Origin of the sequence: Acinetobacter sp. 12966 (assembly GCF_031196995.1) — a bacterium.
GTDB classification, from domain to species: domain Bacteria; phylum Pseudomonadota; class Gammaproteobacteria; order Pseudomonadales; family Moraxellaceae; genus Acinetobacter; species Acinetobacter geminorum.
Map to the genome: position 1 here is coordinate 204,701 of NZ_JAVIMC010000059.1, position 16,588 is coordinate 221,288.

At 38.4% G+C, this 16,588-nt stretch carries 13 protein-coding genes and 4 tRNA genes; 10 read left to right on the plus strand and 7 right to left on the minus strand.

Going from position 1 to position 16,588, the window contains the following annotated elements; translation table 11 throughout:
* Window positions 1–85: 85 nt before the first annotated feature.
* Complete coding sequence (locus tag RFW85_RS09620) at window positions 86–2,296, plus strand: TRAP transporter large permease subunit (protein WP_309171480.1); 2,211 nt, start codon at window positions 86–88, stop codon at window positions 2,294–2,296.
* Between the two features lie 168 nt (window positions 2,297–2,464).
* Here the strand turns inward: RFW85_RS09620 and RFW85_RS09625 are convergent, their stop codons facing one another.
* The 4 genes from RFW85_RS09625 to rnr all read right to left on the minus strand — a co-directional run bounded on the left by RFW85_RS09625 (window position 2,465) and on the right by rnr (window position 7,757).
* Window positions 2,465–2,890, minus strand: coding sequence for a hypothetical protein (locus RFW85_RS09625; protein ID WP_309171481.1), 426 nt, complete (start codon window positions 2,888–2,890; stop codon window positions 2,465–2,467).
* 11 nt (window positions 2,891–2,901) lie between these two features.
* Window positions 2,902–3,111: a YheV family putative zinc ribbon protein gene (locus tag RFW85_RS09630; RefSeq protein WP_170249787.1), complete on the minus strand. Its 210-nt coding sequence runs from the start codon at window positions 3,109–3,111 to the stop codon at window positions 2,902–2,904.
* Window positions 3,112–3,151: 40 nt separating this feature from the next.
* Window positions 3,152–5,206 (minus strand): M3 family metallopeptidase, encoded by a 2,055-nt coding sequence (locus tag RFW85_RS09635; protein ID WP_309171482.1) that lies wholly within the window; start codon window positions 5,204–5,206, stop codon window positions 3,152–3,154.
* Between the two features lie 133 nt (window positions 5,207–5,339).
* Window positions 5,340–7,757, minus strand: a complete 2,418-nt coding sequence (gene rnr, locus RFW85_RS09640; RefSeq protein WP_309171483.1) for a ribonuclease R — start codon at window positions 7,755–7,757, stop codon at window positions 5,340–5,342.
* Window positions 7,758–8,018: 261 nt separating this feature from the next.
* Here rnr and RFW85_RS09645 point away from each other — a divergent pair.
* The 4 genes from RFW85_RS09645 (at window position 8,019) to RFW85_RS09660 (ending at window position 9,013) form a co-directional block, all read left to right on the plus strand.
* Window positions 8,019–8,109, plus strand: a tRNA-Ser gene (locus RFW85_RS09645).
* Between the two features lie 10 nt (window positions 8,110–8,119).
* A tRNA-Arg gene (locus RFW85_RS09650) sits at window positions 8,120–8,196 on the plus strand.
* A 39-nt stretch (window positions 8,197–8,235) separates the two neighbouring features.
* Window positions 8,236–8,312 (plus strand) — tRNA-Arg (locus RFW85_RS09655).
* 107 nt (window positions 8,313–8,419) lie between these two features.
* Window positions 8,420–9,013 carry an HAD-IB family hydrolase gene (locus tag RFW85_RS09660; protein WP_309171484.1) on the plus strand — a complete coding sequence of 198 codons (594 nt, stop codon included), beginning with the start codon at window positions 8,420–8,422 and terminating at the stop codon, window positions 9,011–9,013.
* A gap of 62 nt (window positions 9,014–9,075) precedes the next feature.
* On the opposite strand, the gene RFW85_RS09665 is transcribed toward RFW85_RS09660, so the two are convergent.
* Window positions 9,076–11,382 carry a hypothetical protein gene (locus RFW85_RS09665; protein ID WP_309171485.1) on the minus strand — a complete coding sequence of 769 codons (2,307 nt, stop codon included), beginning with the start codon at window positions 11,380–11,382 and terminating at the stop codon, window positions 9,076–9,078.
* A gap of 372 nt (window positions 11,383–11,754) precedes the next feature.
* Between RFW85_RS09665 and RFW85_RS09670 the strand changes: the two genes are divergently transcribed.
* The gene (locus RFW85_RS09670; RefSeq protein ID WP_228130857.1) at window positions 11,755–11,874 is read left to right on the plus strand and encodes a hypothetical protein; all 120 of its coding nucleotides are present in this window, start codon (window positions 11,755–11,757) and stop codon (window positions 11,872–11,874) included.
* 88 nt (window positions 11,875–11,962) lie between these two features.
* Window positions 11,963–12,039, plus strand: a tRNA-Arg gene (locus RFW85_RS09675).
* A 113-nt stretch (window positions 12,040–12,152) separates the two neighbouring features.
* On the opposite strand, the gene RFW85_RS09680 is transcribed toward RFW85_RS09675, so the two are convergent.
* Entirely contained in the window at window positions 12,153–12,845 is a 693-nt protein-coding gene (locus RFW85_RS09680) for a nitroreductase family protein (RefSeq protein ID WP_309171486.1), read from the minus strand.
* A gap of 223 nt (window positions 12,846–13,068) precedes the next feature.
* Between RFW85_RS09680 and RFW85_RS09685 the strand changes: the two genes are divergently transcribed.
* Both RFW85_RS09685 and RFW85_RS09690 read left to right on the plus strand, forming a co-directional pair.
* On the plus strand, window positions 13,069–13,566 hold the full coding sequence (locus tag RFW85_RS09685) for a YcxB family protein (RefSeq protein WP_086399105.1): 498 nt from the start codon (window positions 13,069–13,071) through the stop codon (window positions 13,564–13,566).
* A gap of 39 nt (window positions 13,567–13,605) precedes the next feature.
* Entirely contained in the window at window positions 13,606–14,247 is a 642-nt protein-coding gene (locus tag RFW85_RS09690) for a fumarylacetoacetate hydrolase family protein (RefSeq protein WP_309171487.1), read from the plus strand.
* 100 nt (window positions 14,248–14,347) lie between these two features.
* On the opposite strand, the gene RFW85_RS09695 is transcribed toward RFW85_RS09690, so the two are convergent.
* The gene (locus tag RFW85_RS09695) at window positions 14,348–15,595 is read right to left on the minus strand and encodes a YihY family inner membrane protein (protein ID WP_130172988.1); all 1,248 of its coding nucleotides are present in this window, start codon (window positions 15,593–15,595) and stop codon (window positions 14,348–14,350) included.
* A 361-nt stretch (window positions 15,596–15,956) separates the two neighbouring features.
* On the opposite strand from RFW85_RS09695, the gene wrbA reads away from it, so the two are divergent.
* Complete coding sequence (gene wrbA, locus RFW85_RS09700; protein ID WP_171545335.1) at window positions 15,957–16,559, plus strand: NAD(P)H:quinone oxidoreductase; 603 nt, start codon at window positions 15,957–15,959, stop codon at window positions 16,557–16,559.
* Window positions 16,560–16,588 lie beyond the last annotated feature (29 nt).

Genomic DNA, 16,588 nt, shown 5'->3' on the forward strand with positions numbered 1-16,588 from the left:
ATGGATTTAACCCCTGACCAAGAAAAATTGCATGACTCAAATCCTTATTTTTTTAGGGATTTGAGAGAACAAAATTGGAATATTTATGCAAGAACATCAAGAAAAAAGATCTGGATTAGGTCTGCTAGGTTACATCTGGAACGAATGGATCTCAACATTCGTCATCCTCATTTTGCTATTAATGACGCTAATTATTGGTACCGGGGAAATGATCCACGGACAATTATTACGTATCGGGGAACGTCTTTATGGCGACCCTGCTACAGGTATGCAATATTCTTTTTTGCGTGCTGAGCCTGAAAAGCCAACTTGTGATCGACATCCAAATATCGAGGCTCAAGTAAAAGAACAAATGAAAGCGAACGCGTCTGATGATTTCGCGAGTTTCTTTGGTGCGGCATCGGAAAGTGATGTCCGTGCATCACTACTCGCAGCGCAGCAACAATGTGATGAAAAATATCAGTTCTATGATAAAGCGATCACTTATATGGATGCGCATCCAAGTATCCGTACGTATCGAACGATAGAAACCTCTTTTTTTGGTCTCTTTAAATTTGGTACTGAAAATAGAGCAATGCTTTTAGTTGTGATGGTTGTATTAGCGGCAATAACGGCTACATTAAAGACACATCATATTGGTTTACGCAGTCCTGCCACTAGAATAGATTTTCGTGTTTATTCAATCGCAATGTTATTTGCCAATGGTCTTTTAACATCATCAACGATTAGCCAATATCATTCGGTAACTGGTTCGGGGGTGCCCGTAGCAATTGAAATGCAAGTGATTTATTGGTTATGGATTACTTTATTTGCGACTTTGACATTAATCAGTTTATTCCAGTTGATTAAATCTCCAACTCCGACGAAAGAAGGGGGAAATCTTGGGCTTGCTTTCTTAAGCGTACCGCTCTATGCCTATATGGCGATTATCACTGGTGTCGCATTTACTTTCTTTATGGATTACCCAATGGGGCAGGGGATTTACCTTGGCCAGTTAGTTGAGTTTTCAAGTATATTCTTAAATCTGGCTCTGTTTATTTGGGCCGGGATGTTACTTAAACAGACACGCATTGTTGATTTATTTTTAAATATCCTTCGACCTTGGAATCTTGCTCCAGAAACACTAACTTGGTTAATTCTAATTGCTGCCGCATTACCAACAGCTTATACAGGAGCTTCAGGTATTTTCGTTATTGCAGCGGGTGCAATTATTTATAAAGAAGTCTGGAATGCAGGTGGTCGCCGTCAATTTGCATTGGCAGCCACAGCTATGTCTGGTTCTTTGGGTGTTGTGTTACGACCATGCTTGCTGATAGTTGTTGTTGCATCTTTGAATAAAGAAGTCACAACAGATATGTTATATCACTATGGGGTATATACATTCTTATTATCATCAACTTTATTCTTGATAGTTTCTTTATTTTTTGCTGAGCAAAAATTCCGTATCGCGCCAGTAAAAATCGCTTTCCCAAAATCTTTACGTGCTTTTGTTCCTGTATCTCCATATATTGTAATTTTTATTTTAATTTGGTTGTTTTACAAGCATGCTTTAGCAACAGATTTGAATGAGTTCACTGCACCAGTAATGATGCCTGTGATTTTATTATTAATGGTGTTATTCGATAAATTACGTAAAGAACCTGCTCCATTAGCTCCAGTAGGGCATTGGGACAGTACCTTAAATGTCTATACGGTTCCATCAGATGGTTCACAGCCTATTCCGGCAGTCAAACCTGTTGATGATCCACGTAATCCTGAACGAAGGGTCTCTTTCCGATCAGCTTTACATATAGCAACCAGTGAAACTGTAGGACATATTGGTGCATTAGTTATCCTTATGGCATTATCTGTAAGTGTTGGTGGATTCTTAGAAAGAATTGAAATCATGGAGGCCTTCCCAACGGATATTAGTAGTCTATTTGTTGTGATTTCTCTGATTGTAGTTCTGATGATATTTGTCGGTATGATTATGGATCCATTTGGTGCCGTTATTTTAATTTCAGCGACCGTAGCACCAGTAGCATACAAATACGGAATCGATCCCGTACATTTTTGGATGATTGCTTTAATTGGTTTTGAACTTGGTTATATTACTCCGCCCGTTGCTCTAAACCATTTATTAGCTAGGCAAGCAATTGGCGACGATGAGGTATCTGAAGCAGATGCAGAAGTTCGCCATAAATCGTTCTTCTACCGCTTCGAGCGATGGGTACTTCCACTAATTGTAATGGTGCCTGCAATGCTTATCATTGCTTATGCACCTTACTTCTTTAAATTATTCGGTTGGTATCACTAATCTAATGATTTGAAGTAAATATATTGATTAAAAAACACCCTCTTTAAGAGGGTGTTTTTTTGAATGATACAATATGAGTATTCTGCATTCGATAAAAATCTAATTTTCTTCTTAACATTAGAAAGCTAAAGATGGATAGCTTCAGCTTTTTTAGATTCTATTGAAAAACTATTGCTGTTTAAGCTGAGCTTCGAGCAATTTAATTTGTTCTTCTTTGAGTTTAGTTAATTGATCAGCATCAGCATGCTGAGCTTTTAAGGTTGCTTCCTGATCTTTTAGCTGGCGATGAATATCTTCAAGTTTAGATACTTCTTCTTTTGCTAAAGACTCTTGTGCAGGGATAGGCTCTTTAAGCACATTTTCACTGACAAGTTGCTGAGAGCTTGCATTTTCAGCTAAGGGTTCAGAACTTGGTAATGGGTCAACTGGTTTAGCAGGAGCGGATGTCGAGACAGGTTGTGGATCAACCAGTGGTGCTGACGACTCAGTTTTTTTAAAAAACCATTGCGCTGCAAAAAAAAGCACTACGAGAATGCTTAAGCCCCCAATTAAAATCCATAATAATTTTGAGTTTTGTTTTCTTTGTAGTGGCATATTTAAGACCTTTAGTCGTGACGACGCGGCTTGAACTGTATCACCCCAATTTCATCTGGTTCAGCAGGCGTTTCAGGCTCATCAACATGAGTCGGACGATTTTCGCTATAACCGCATTCGATACATTCAATCCATTCGTCTTCTGCGGTGGTTAGCATGACAATTCGATCCATGGCTTCACATTTTGGACATTTTGCCCCAGCAATGAAACGTTTTTTCATCTTTATCACCCTAACCACACGATCAATTTAGGCCCATAGTTTAAGCGGTTTTGTTGTCATTCGTCCAACCTTGATGACGTAACAACGCGTCAATTTTAGGCTCGCGTCCACGGAAATTAACAAATGCCTCAAGTGCAGTGTCTTTTCCTCCCACAGCTAGAATTGCCTGACGGAATTCTTTACCCGTTTGAGTATTAAAAATACCTTCATTTTCAAAACGATCAAATGCATCACTTGCTAAGACTTCTGCCCATTTGTAAGAGTAATAACCTGCAGCATAACCACCAGCAAAAATATGACTAAAACTATGTTGGAAACGGTTGTAGTCGACAGTAGGAACGACTGCATACTGCTTACGAATGTCGTTTAACGTTTGCTGAATTTGCTCACTGTTCAGGGCAGGCGTTTTGGTATGAATGGTTAAGTCAAACAATGCAAATTCAAGCTGACGTAAAGTTTGCATACCAGATTGGAAGAATCGAGCATTTAATAAAGCATCTAGTAATTCTTGTGGCAAAGTCTGTTTACTATCGATGTGTTCACTTAATACATCTAGACTTTCTTTATCCCATGACCAGAATTCCATAAACTGGCTTGGTAGTTCTACTGCATCCCAAGCTACCCCATGCGTTCCTGCAACCGAGATATTATCTACTTCGGTCAACATATGATGTAAACCATGTCCGAATTCATGGAACAAAGTAATCACTTCGTCATGAGTCAATAAAGCAGGTTGGTCACCTACTGGAGGAGTAAAATTACACACCATATAGCAAATTGGTTTTTGTAAACCATGAAGAGTCTGCATGCGCGAGCGGAAGCCGTTCATCCATGCGCCACCACGTTTACCTATACGTGCATAGATGTCAAAGAAGAAGCCACCAATCACTTGACCTTGGTCTTCTAATTCAAAATAACGTGCATCTGGATGCCAGACAGGTGCTTGTCTTTCAATAATGTTAATGCCGTATAGACGCTGCACAATCTGGAATAATCCCTGAATAACTTTAGGTGCAGGGAAATAAGGTTTTAATGCTTCTTGAGATAAATTAAATTGTTGCTGTTTCAGCTTTTCAGAATAGTAAGTTGTATCCCAAGGTTTAAGATCATCAACACCATCTTGTTTGGCAATTTCTTGAAGTTCTGCAACTTCTTGAAGCGCAGGAGCACGCGCATGCTCTGCTAGGTCAACCAAAAACTCATGTACTGTTTTTACGTCTGGTGCCATTTTGCTTGCAAGAGAATATTCAGCATAGTTATTGAAACCAAGTAGTTTTGCCATTTCCTGACGAAGGCTCAAAATTTCTTCCATAATTTTGCTGTTATCAAACTCAGTTTGTTCAGACTCATCAGATGCACGCGTCACATAAGCTTTATAAAGCTCTTCACGCAATTCACGGTCATCTGCATAAGTCATGATTGCAAAATATGCTGGGAAATCTAGGGTTGCGACAGCTTGGTCAAGTTCACGTTGTTTGCCATACTGTTTTAATAACTCAATATTACTTTCTGGAAGACCTTTTAACTGATCTTCGATAAGTGGCTTAAAATAAGCTTGTGTTGCATCAAGTACGTGGTTTGAAAAATCAGAAGAAAGCTGTGAAAGACGCGCAGAAATCTCTGCATAACGTTTTTTCTCTTCACCCTCTAAAGCTACACCTGAAAGTTTAAAGTCACGTAAAGCTAGACGAATAGCACTTTGTTGGGCTGGGCTAAGAGACGTATAACTTTGACCATCATGGATGTGTTGATAAGTTTGATAAAGCGCCGTGTGTTGACCAAGCTGAGTGTAATATTCACTTAATGCTGGTAATAACGATTGATAGACTTCTCTAGTTTCTGTATTGCTCATTACAGCGTTTAAATGCGATAAAACGCCCCATGATTCACTTAGATTATTTTCAAGTGTATCGACTTGCTCAAGTACGGCAAGTTGCTGAGCTGTATCTGTAGGCGCAGCTGTAAGAGTATTTAAAAATTCCTGACCTGCTTGAATCGCTTGTTGGATGTCTTGTTTTAAATTTTCTAGTTCAATTTGATCAAAACGCGGAGTTGGTAAAGTCGCTTGCTGTAAAGTCATTGCTAATAGCCACATTATTTTTTAAACATGGTATTAGATGTAGGTCCTCTCAAGTCGGAAATCAAGCTTAATGTGTAAAATAACCCTTTTAAAAAGAAATAAGCCTCCTATTGGAGACTTATTTCTTAATTGTGATAATTATTTTTAACTATTCGGCCTTTGATTTTGCATTCGACTTTTTCTTTTTAGGCTTAGATTTTTTCTTCACCTTTTCTGATTTAGTCTCGGCTTTTGCTGAAGTTTTCTTACCGGATTTCTTGGTATAAGAACTTGGCTTACTTTTTTCTTTCTTTTTGTGAACAGGTCGCTCACCATCACTACTGACAGTTGGTTTACTGAAAACTTCTTCAGTCGCCTGCGTAGTAGTTTTAGTCGTACGCGGCGCACGGCTACGAACTACTCGGCCTGCATGGGTAACTTGCTTAATGAGCTGGAAGTCAATTTTACGTTCTTCCAGATTGACACCAGCAACCTGAATTTTAACTTCATCACCCAAACCAAAGACTTGTCCACGATTTTGACCTACTAGATTTTGGCTCGCTTGGTCATAAATAAAGAAGTCATCGCCGAGTTGGCTAATATGAATCATGCCATCGACATATAGATCTTTCAGTGTCACGAATAAACCAAATTCGGTCACCGCACTTACAATGCCAATAAATTCATCACCTAGATGCTGTTGCATGTAGTGACATTTCAACCAAGTCGTTACGCTGCGAGATGCTTCATCAGCACGGCGCTCGGTTTGAGAGAAATGTTCACCTGCATCATCTAGTGCCGCACCAGAGAGTGGATAAGGCTTTTGTTTCAAATGTGCTTTAATGGCGCGGTGTAACAATAAGTCTGGGTAACGACGGATTGGTGAAGTGAAATGCGTATAAGCTTCATAGGCCAAACCATAGTGCCCTGCATTTTTTGCGCCATAATAAGCTTGCATCATTGAGCGTAATAAGACGGCATGAATACTCGGTGCATCAATACGATCTTTAGTTGCTTCAATTACTCTTTGATAGTCTGCTTGAGTTGGTTGGTCGGGGAAGGGTAAACCCAATAATTTAACAAAGTCTTTTACTTTCTGAATACGTGAGAATTCAGGAGCTTCATGCACGCGATATAACATTGGAACATCATGTTCTAATGCATATTCAGCCGCAGCAACGTTAGCAAGTAACATGCATTCTTCAATGAGCTTATGGGCTTCATTACGTGTACGTGGCAAAATCTCTTTAATCCCGCCTAGCTCATCAAAAGTCATGTAGGTTTCAATGGTTTCAAATTCCATTGCATGACGGTCGGCACGTAAATTTTTCAAAATCTGATAAAGTTGGAAAAGCGTATTTAAAGATTTATGAACATCACGATCTTTTGGAATCGCATCTGTTGCGCCGTCAAAATATTGGGCTACCTGTGTATAGGTCAAACGTGCTTTTGAATGCATAACCGACGGATAAAAATCGTAACCAGTTACACGGCCTGTACGAGAGAGTTTCAAGTCGCAGACCATACATAAACGGTCTACATGAGGGTTCAGAGAACACAAGCCGTTTGACAAAGCTTCTGGTAGCATTGGTAATACAAAGTGCGGGAAGTATACCGAAGTACCACGTTCCTCAGCTTCCTCATTGAGGGCTGAGTCTAAGCGTACATAATGGCTAACATCAGCAATTGCGACAACTACACGATAACCGCCCCCTGGACGTTTTTCTGCATAAACAGCATCGTCAAAATCTCGAGCATCTTCACCATCGATCGTAACTAATGCTAAATCTCGTAAATCAATGCGGCCTTCACGATCTTGAGCGGATGGTTCTTTAAAACTTTCAGCTTCTTTTAAGACCTGATCTGGAAACTCATATGGCAAACCAAATTCAAGAATGGTTTGTGGAATAATAATTTCTGTATCGGCTTTGTCGGCCATAGATTGAATAATATGCGCCGTTGCAAACTCTTCACGAGTTGGATAGCTGTCTATTGCGACACGTAGCATATCGCCAACATTTGCTTTAGCGTGTGTTACGAGTTCTTTTTCTAAAGGAATAGGTTGGTGCTGATTTGGATTGTTGGGTTGAATAAAATATTCGCCATCGTGAACCGACAATTTACCAATTAATTGTTTAACACGATGTTGTAAAACTTCTGTGATAAAGCCCCAAGGTTTACCTTTACGGTCAACCGAAGTCTGGCGCACTCTAACTCGGTCACCATTAAATACTAAACGTAATTCACGTTCAGGAAGTAAAAGATCAGTTTGATCATCAATATGTGCCGTACCTAAACCTTTACTATTGATATAAACAGTTGCTTCATAGGTTGGTTGATCTGCCACCAACTGAAATTTAAACCCGTCTTTCATGATTTGACCGTCACGAACCATGGCACTTAAGCGGTGACTTAGAGCTTCAATACTTTTTTGGTCATGAATATTAAAATGATCTACAAGTTCTGCATGAGATTGCGGTGTCTGCAATTGTTCCAATGTATCTAAAATAAGAGTACGGCTCGGAATAGGATTGTCATAACGTTCAGCTTCAGCTTTCGCTTCGGGGTCAGCCCAGTTTTTTGTCATGTCGTTTGGTTTCACGCTTGGCAGATAAGTTTAGCATAAGTCATGCAGACCCGAACTGCACGTTTAGGTTTGCAATAATGTGTTATGCACTACAGTATTTTGATGAAGAAATAATATCTATCTTAACAAGCGTTTGATCAAAAAAGACGAAAATAATGAGAAAATTGCTTAAAAAATAATTCATTGAACTAAAAAACAAGAAAATTTCACTATGATGACTTGAACAATAGGGTTTTAGTTTGTATTATGGCGGCTCGTTCCGGTGAGGTGGATGAGTGGCTGAAATCACTTCCCTGCTAAGGAAGCATACCTATTACTGGTATCGAGGGTTCGAATCCCTCTCTCACCGCCATTTACTTAATGCGCTCATAGCTCAGCTGGATAGAGCACTTGGCTACGAACTAAGGGGTCGGGAGTTCGAATCTCTCTGAGCGCACCAAGTAAAATAGAACGAATTGCTGAAAGGCACACAAGTTACGCGCTCATAGCTCAGCTGGATAGAGCACTTGGCTACGAACTAAGGGGTCGGGAGTTCGAATCTCTCTGAGCGCACCAACTTGAAGAATTAACCGCTTTTATAGCGGTTTTTTTGTGCTTGTTTTTTAGTAATTTTAAAAAAATCTAAATTTATAACTTTTTAATTATATTAGAGATAATCATAAATGAATCTAGCTTTATTTGATTTTGATGGCACGATCACTCATAACGATACATTCAGTCTATTCCTTAAATTTTCTTTAAATAAAAAAACTCAAATACTAGGTGGTATTCGACTTGCACCTTATATAGCGGGTTATAAGCTTGGATGGGTAACCGATAAAACTATCCGAACTAAACTCTGTCAGGTGGGATATGTAGGCTATGATGCGAATTCCCTAAAATATATGGGACAAGAGTTTGCTAAAAAGGTGCTTCCTACCTGTGTGCGTCAAAATGCTTTGGAACGTATTCTTTGGCATAAACAACAAGGTGATCAGGTTGTTGTTGTATCTGCATCATTAGGTGTTTATTTAGAAAGCTGGTGCCGATCTTTAGATTTAGACGTTATATGTAATCAACTTGAAATACGTGATGGTATTTTGACGGGTGATTTTATTAATGGTGATTGTGGTTATTTAGAAAAAGTAAATAGAATAAAAAACAAATATGATTTAACTCAGTATTCTACAATTTATGCTTATGGTGATACACCTAATGATTATGCAATGTTAGAGCTGGCGCATAAGAAATATTATAGATGGGAAGAAATGAATTAATATTTAAAGATATATTAATAAAGAAAGCCACTTGTAATTAGTGGCTTTCTTTTAATGACTTATTAAACAGTATTGAAAGAGTTTTCTAAGAAGTTATCGGTAAGTAATGATGTAGGTACGATAGTATGCGTTGTATTAGTTACGCTTGATACTGTCGAAGTTACACCACCGAGTAAGCTACCACTAGTTAATCCACCTAGTAAATTAGAAATAACATCTAATCCGCCTTCACCAGTCACACCGCCCGTTAAGCTACCCACGATATCTGTTACGATGCCGATAGGGTTGTCTGTACCGCCAGTAACGCCACCAGTTAAGCCGCCTAGAAGGTCGGTCACTAAGCCAAGAGAACTATCACCATCTACGCCACCAGTTAAACCGCCAAGTAAATCAGTGACTAAGCCTAGTGAGCTATCTCCACCAGTAACCCCACCAATAGTTCCTGTCAATCCACCAATGATTTCTGTTACTAAGCCAGTAGCAGTTGTGCCATTTGTAATCAGCGTATCGAGAATACCGGTAGCAGATTCAGTAGCACCTTGAATGTCTCCACCCACTAGATCAGAAATGACTTCAAGCGTGCCATTTACTGTGTCACGAGAAGTTTCGAAAGTTAATGTGCCGAGGTCTGCAAGTTCAGAAACAGGATGTTCTGCTTGTGGAAGAATGCTGATAATTGTATCTGCAACTGTATCAATGCCAGTGTTGATAATTTCAGTTTTTAAGCTTTCTACACCCTGAAGGATATCAATACCGCCTTGAACAACATCAATCACTGGAGAGATTGGAGAAGTTCCACCACCGATACCGCCAGTTACACCGCCAATAATGTCAGTAATTACTTCAAGTGGATTACCATCAACACCACCAGTTACGCCACCGATGATGTCAGTAATTACTTCAAGTGGGTTACCGTCAACACCACCAGTTACACCGCCGATAATGTCAGTAATTACTTCAAGTGGGTTGCCGTCAACACCGCCAGTTACGCCACCGATGATGTCAGTTACGACTTCAAGAGGGTTACCACTAACACCGCCAATAATGTCGGTTACCACGCCAAGTGGGCTATCACCACTTGTTGCGCCGCCGATAATGTTATTAATAATTCCAGTAGCTGTTGTGCCATTTGTAATAAGCGTGCCTAGAATACCGGTAGCAGATTCAGTAGCACCTTGAATATCACCACCGACTAAATCAGAAACAGTTTCAAGAGCACCATTTACTGTATCACGAGAAGTTTCGAAAGTTAAATTGCCAAGATCAGCTAGGTCTGAAACAGGATATTCAGTTTGTGGAAGAATACCAGTAATAGTATCAGCAACAGTGTCGATACCAGTATTGATGATCTCAGTTTTTAGGCTCTCTACACCTTGTAGAATATCAATACCGCCTTGAACGACATCAATCACTGGAGCGATTGGAGATGTGCCGCCACCGATACCGCCAGTTACGCCGCCGATAATATCAGTCACAACTTCAAGCGGATTACCGCTAACACCGCCAGTTACGCCACCGATAATGTCAGTAATTACTTCAAGCGGATTACCGTCAACACCACCAGTTACACCACCGATAATGTCAGTAATTACTTCAAGTGGATTACCGCTAACACCACCAGTTACACCGCCGATGATGTCAGTAATTACTTCAATCGGGTTGCCATCAACGCCACCAGTTACACCGCCAACGACATCTGTAATGCTTCCGACAACGTCAGTAACAATACCTGTCGCAGTTGTACCATTAGTGATTAATGTTTCAACGACACCAGTAGCAGACTCAGTTGCGCCTTGAATGTCTCCACCCACTAGATCGGAAATGACTTCAAGCGTGCCATTTACAGTGTCGCGAGAAGTTTCAAAAGTTAGAGTGCCAAGATCAGCAATTTCAGAAACAGGGTGTTCAGTTTGAGGAAGAACACCAATGATAGTATCAGCAACAGTGTCGATACCTGTGTTGATGATTTCAGTTTTTAGGCTTTCGACACCCTGAAGAATGTCGATACCACCTTGAACAACGTCAATCACTGGAGCAATTGGAGAGGTTCCAAGATCAATACCACCAGTTACACCACCCACAACATTGGTTACTGTTTCTAATGGATTTGTAGAACCGACAGTACCGGTTACAGTGCCAACCACATCAGAAACTAAGCCTGTTGTGGTTGTTGTCAGGGTGTTGGTTACCGTTGAAATTACATTAGAGAGTAAACCTGATGTAGAGATATTTACATCAGAAATGTTTATATCAGAAACGTTTACATTAACAGCGGAACCTGTGTTTACGTTTGTGTTTACCGATACAATATTACCCAAATCTTGAGTAATTTTTGATATCGAAGATACGAGATTTGTTAGTAAGAACATGTTGGTCTATTTCCTATATAATTTTGTATTTTTAAGTAAGTATTATTTATTGCGCTTTATAATTAATGAGATGTGTATCTCAATAATTGCGATTTAGTATTGGTTAGATATCAAAAGCTGTCAATGTGTATTTTTAGTCACATTTTTTGTTATCAAATAATATTTAAAGAAATAATAATTTATTTAATTTAGACATAAAAATAATAATAATTTTTATATTATATGATTTTAACTAATTATTTTTTTAATCATATTTTCACTTATTTGAAGCATTATCTTAGTTAAATTTCAAACAGTCTTATAATGGTTAGGTTCAACCAGAAATATATTATTTATATAATGTTGACTAAAATGGTAGCCTTTATCTTCTAGATAGATGGCAAAAAGCTTCAAAAACTCTATAAAACTTATTTGAAAAAAAATATTTCAGATACATCTTTGGTGAGCAAAGTTTCAATAATTTTAGCTACAAAGCTATGTAAACTAGAGTGATGGCTAAGAACTAAACGTTTGATGACAGAAAGATGAAAAAAGGCTTCCTAAGCCTTAAAAAATGCGTATAATGCGCAACATCAAGTACGCGCTTATAGCTCAGCTGGATAGAGCACTTGGCTACGAACTAAGGGGTCGGGAGTTCGAATCTCTCTGAGCGCACCACTTGAAGAATTAACCGCTATATAGCGGTTTTTTTGTGCCTGTTTTTTATTATTTCAATTTAAAAGCTAGTGCTCATGGCAACCAGCTCTTAAGTGATTTAAAGTGGAAAAAAATTAGCCAAATGTTTTAAAACGGCTTTCGTCTTCAATAAAAGCTTTTTCACCTGCTTCGCCTTCAATTGAACCAAATACTAATTGGGCTCTTAGTTTCCATTGTGCAGGAATATCAAAAGCAGCATTAATTTTCTCATCGATAATTGGATTGTAATGTTGTAATGAAGCTCCGATACCTTGTTCAGCCAATACGTTCCACACAGCAAATTGTGCAATTGCTGTTGAGTGTTCAGACCAGACTGGGAAATTATCAGCATACAATTCAAATTGCTCTTGTAGGCCTTTAATCACATCTTGGTCTTCAAAAAATAAAACTGTACCAGCGCCCGCTGCAAAACTTTGAATTTTTTGTTCAGTTCCTGCTAGTGCTCCGGCAGGAACAATAGTTTTTAATACATCTAAAACAATATTCCAGAAGTTTTGATGAGATTGATTAAATAAAATAACGACACGAGATGATTGAGAATTAAACGCTGAAGGGCTATGTTTGACTGCCTCTTGAATTAACCCTTCAAGTTCCGAAGGAGTATATTTTAAGTTTTTCCCGATCGAATAAATAGAACGACGTTTTTTAATTAATTCTAAAAAGCTTGGCTGATTGAAAAGAGGGAGCTCTTGAGTGGTTTGGGTAACCACATCTTTTGAGACTGTTGCTTTTTGCTTTAAGCCAAATAATTTTGCAAAAAAAGACATGAGACATTCCACTAAGAAGGTGATGCTCTTATTGTAGAAATTTTAAAAACTGAAATAAGCTCAAAAAATATGAATCTACGTTCTATATATGCAACGTAGACTGATCCTCCAATTGCAAATAAGCTCCACTTTTAAACAAAATAAAAAATAGCCTGTGATTCATTTTAAAGCTGAAATGAATATGCTCTAATAGTTTCGATTTATTGAGTATTGATGCAGTGCAATGACTGAGCAAAAAACAGCTTTATCTTTACGTTACTATTTGAATTTAGAAGAGTCACAAGATGGATTTTCATTAGTGACATTTGGGAAAAAGCAATTTACCCGTTTTCTTACACCTGCGATTAGTATCGCAATTATTATTTGGGGATTTTATTTAGGTCTCTCTGGTGTTGGACGATATTATGTCGGGTTAGGCGTGTTTTTTCTGGTGATGCAAGGTCTGATGCGTTACTGGCTTTTACCCATGTTATTTAAGCGTCAATTTGTCCGTTACCAGTTTGGAAAGAGTGAGCAGGGAATCGACCTATATCAAGATTATTTTGAGCTATATGCCAATGGCCGTAAGCAAGTAGTGCAGTATGCGGATGTACAAACTTTTGCTAAAGGTAAGTTGACCTACATGCTTGAGCTAAAGAATAAAACTGTAATTATTGTACCAAAGCGTGCCTTTGCACAGGTTTCAGATCAAACCATATTTGAAAATACATTTAAGAAATAAATTTTTAGAATTATTAGCCGCAACAACAAAGGAAGCCTCATGAATACACGTCCTTCAAAAATCGTTTGCGTGGGCAGAAGTTACGCCGATCATGTCAAAGAATTAAATAATGCTATGCCTGAAAGGCCTATATTATTTATTAAACCGCCTAGTAGCTTGATTGGTTTAAATGACGGTATTTCTTGGAATCCGGCTTGGGGCAGTTGTCATTTTGAGTGTGAATTGGTTTTACGTATTGACCAACTTTTGAAAGGTGAAACTGACCCTGAAAAAGCTTTAAAAGCGGTTGGGGCAGTGACTTTAGGCCTTGATTTAACAATGCGTGATTTACAGAATGATCTGAAAAGTAAAGGCCACCCATGGGAGCGTGCTAAAGCTTTTGATGGTGCTTGTGTTTTGGCAGACTGGGTCGATTTGAGCGAAATTACAGATTGGCAAGAGACCAAATTCACTTTCCATATTAATGATGAATTACGTCAAGATGGAAATACTGCACTATTAATGTTTACTATTGGTGATCTGTTAACTGATATTAATCAGGTATTTTCACTAGAACCGGGTGATGTGATTATGACAGGTTCACCTGCTGGTGTTGGACCATTACATGCAGGTGATCAGTTGAAAATGACATTAAAAGGAGCAACGCAAGATTTTTCATGGGAAACTTTTGTAAAAGCATAACTTATTCTAAGTTGCTAATAAAAAACCCTATTATTTTTCAATAATAGGGTTTTTTATTAGCTAGGAATGAATGTTTATATTATTGAATGGCTCTGTTGTCTTATTTCTCTTCAAAAATTGTTGAAAGTGGAATAGAAAGTTTGGCAGCTAAATAATCATTAGACTCGACAAGAGCTGGTCCAATTTTTTCCATCCACTCATCGTCATCGTGTACATTTTGAACATCTTGACGTAAAGGTAATGGGTATGGAAGTGCTGTAAAAAAACTCCAGAAATCAACTTGGGACAAATTGCGCGCTAGAACATATTCATCTTTATCGGTGCGTTTAACCAAATTTTGTTCTTCAAGTAAAAGTACATAAGCTGGCCAACGACCAATTTCTCCACGCCCTAAAATTTCTAAAGCTTCTTTGTCACTTACGCTTTCACCGAGTTTTTGCTTTTTATAAAATAACTCAAGAACATCTAATAACATTAGAACAGGGTGCCGTTTTTGCTCTTTACCTGAATGAAATGCAGTTAAAGCAAAACTTACTTCTACTCCTAATAAAATAATATTCCAAGAAAGAAAGATCCATAGAAGGAAAATGGGTACTGCTGCAAATGCACCATAGATAAGTTCATAGCTAGTAAAATTTGACATTACAAAGCTAAAAAAGTTTTTGAGTATTTCAAAAAGTACAGCACTTAAGCAGGCAGCTATACCTGCTGAATATATAGGGACTGTTCGATTTGGAATCGTCCAGTACAAAATGAAAAAACCAACAATAGTTAATAGAAAAGAAATAAACCAGAGTATGAACGCTCCATCAAGTTGATAGCCAGCAAAGTTATTGCTAAGAACATTCATTGAGGCAACTGTAGATGAAATGACGAATGCGCTTCCTAAAATAATTGGGCCTAAGGAGATGATCGTCCAGTAACGCATAAAGCCCACAATGCCACTACGGGTTTCTTTAACGCGCCAAATACGGTTAAAGACAGTTTCAATCGAGGTGAGCATTAAAACTGTAGTGACGAATAAAAACAGCACACCAATAACGGTTAAGTTGCTAGATTTTTCTGTAAAAGCATTTAGCGCTTTATCAAATGCGATCGTGCTCTTTGGTAAAAAATTACTATAAATTAAATGTTGGAGCTGTTGTCTTGCGGGTTCTAACGCTTTAATGGAAGAAATAATTACTAAAAAGACAGTTAACATCGGCACAACGGCAAATAGCGTTGTGTAAGTGAGAGACCCAGCTTGTTCGCGGCACCGATCAGCTTCAAAACGCTTAAATACATATAAAACGAACTGAAACCAGGTCTTATTATAAAAAGGAAGCTTACTTAAAAAACGTTGTAACATGCGTCGTCTATCCCGATTTTTTTAATCATCATGTTGGGCGATTGATAACTTATCAAAGTATGAGCTTAAATACTCAAATAGTAGATTAGAGCAAAACAATAACTCATAGAATGAAAGACATTCTGTAAGTTTACTATGCGCTATAGAAAGAATTGTAGCCATAAACTTTTTTCAAAAAAGTAGGCTTTCTGTTGTCTGGGCAAGGGTTTACCAAAAGTAGATAAACCTTTTACCCGACGAGTTCAAGAAATTTGCTCGCGTTATCTTTTGTGCTACAGCATCAATCACCGCTAGAATTTCATAAAATTGGTTTCGCCAAAAAAATAAAAAATCCCGTATAGTGTTCTTTTTAACAAAATTTATGAAACCGATGCAACCTTACATTCTTGTACTCTATTACAGCAAATATGGTTCTACTAAAGAAATGGCTCATTTAATTGCCAATGGTGTTGAGTCTGCGGGTATGTCAGTGAAAATTCGGACAGTGCCAAATATTGCTCCAGTCGTCACAATCGCTGAGCCAAGCATTCCTGACGAAGGGGATATTTACTGTACCTTAGATGATCTAGCGAATTGTGCAGGTTTGGCGTTAGGTTCGCCAACCCGTTTTGGCAATATGGCAAGTGAAATGAAATATTTTTGGGATCAAACGACGAGTCTTTGGCTCAATGGGGCATTACATAATAAACCTGCTTGTGTTTTTACTTCTTCTGGTTCAATGCATGGTGGGCAAGAAAGTACTTTACTCACTATGCTACCGCCGTTATTTCATCATGGGATGATGATTATGGGATTACCAAATGCAATTCCAGCGTTATCTAACACTAAAACAGGTGGAACACCCTATGGGGCTAGCCATGTAAGTGGACCGCGTCATGACCAAAACTTAAGCCAGGATGAAAAGATTCTGTGTGAAGCTCAAGGCAAACGTTTAGGAGAAGTTGCTAAGAAGCTTTTAGTATAATTTTTAGCAAATAAAAAAGAGCGGATATC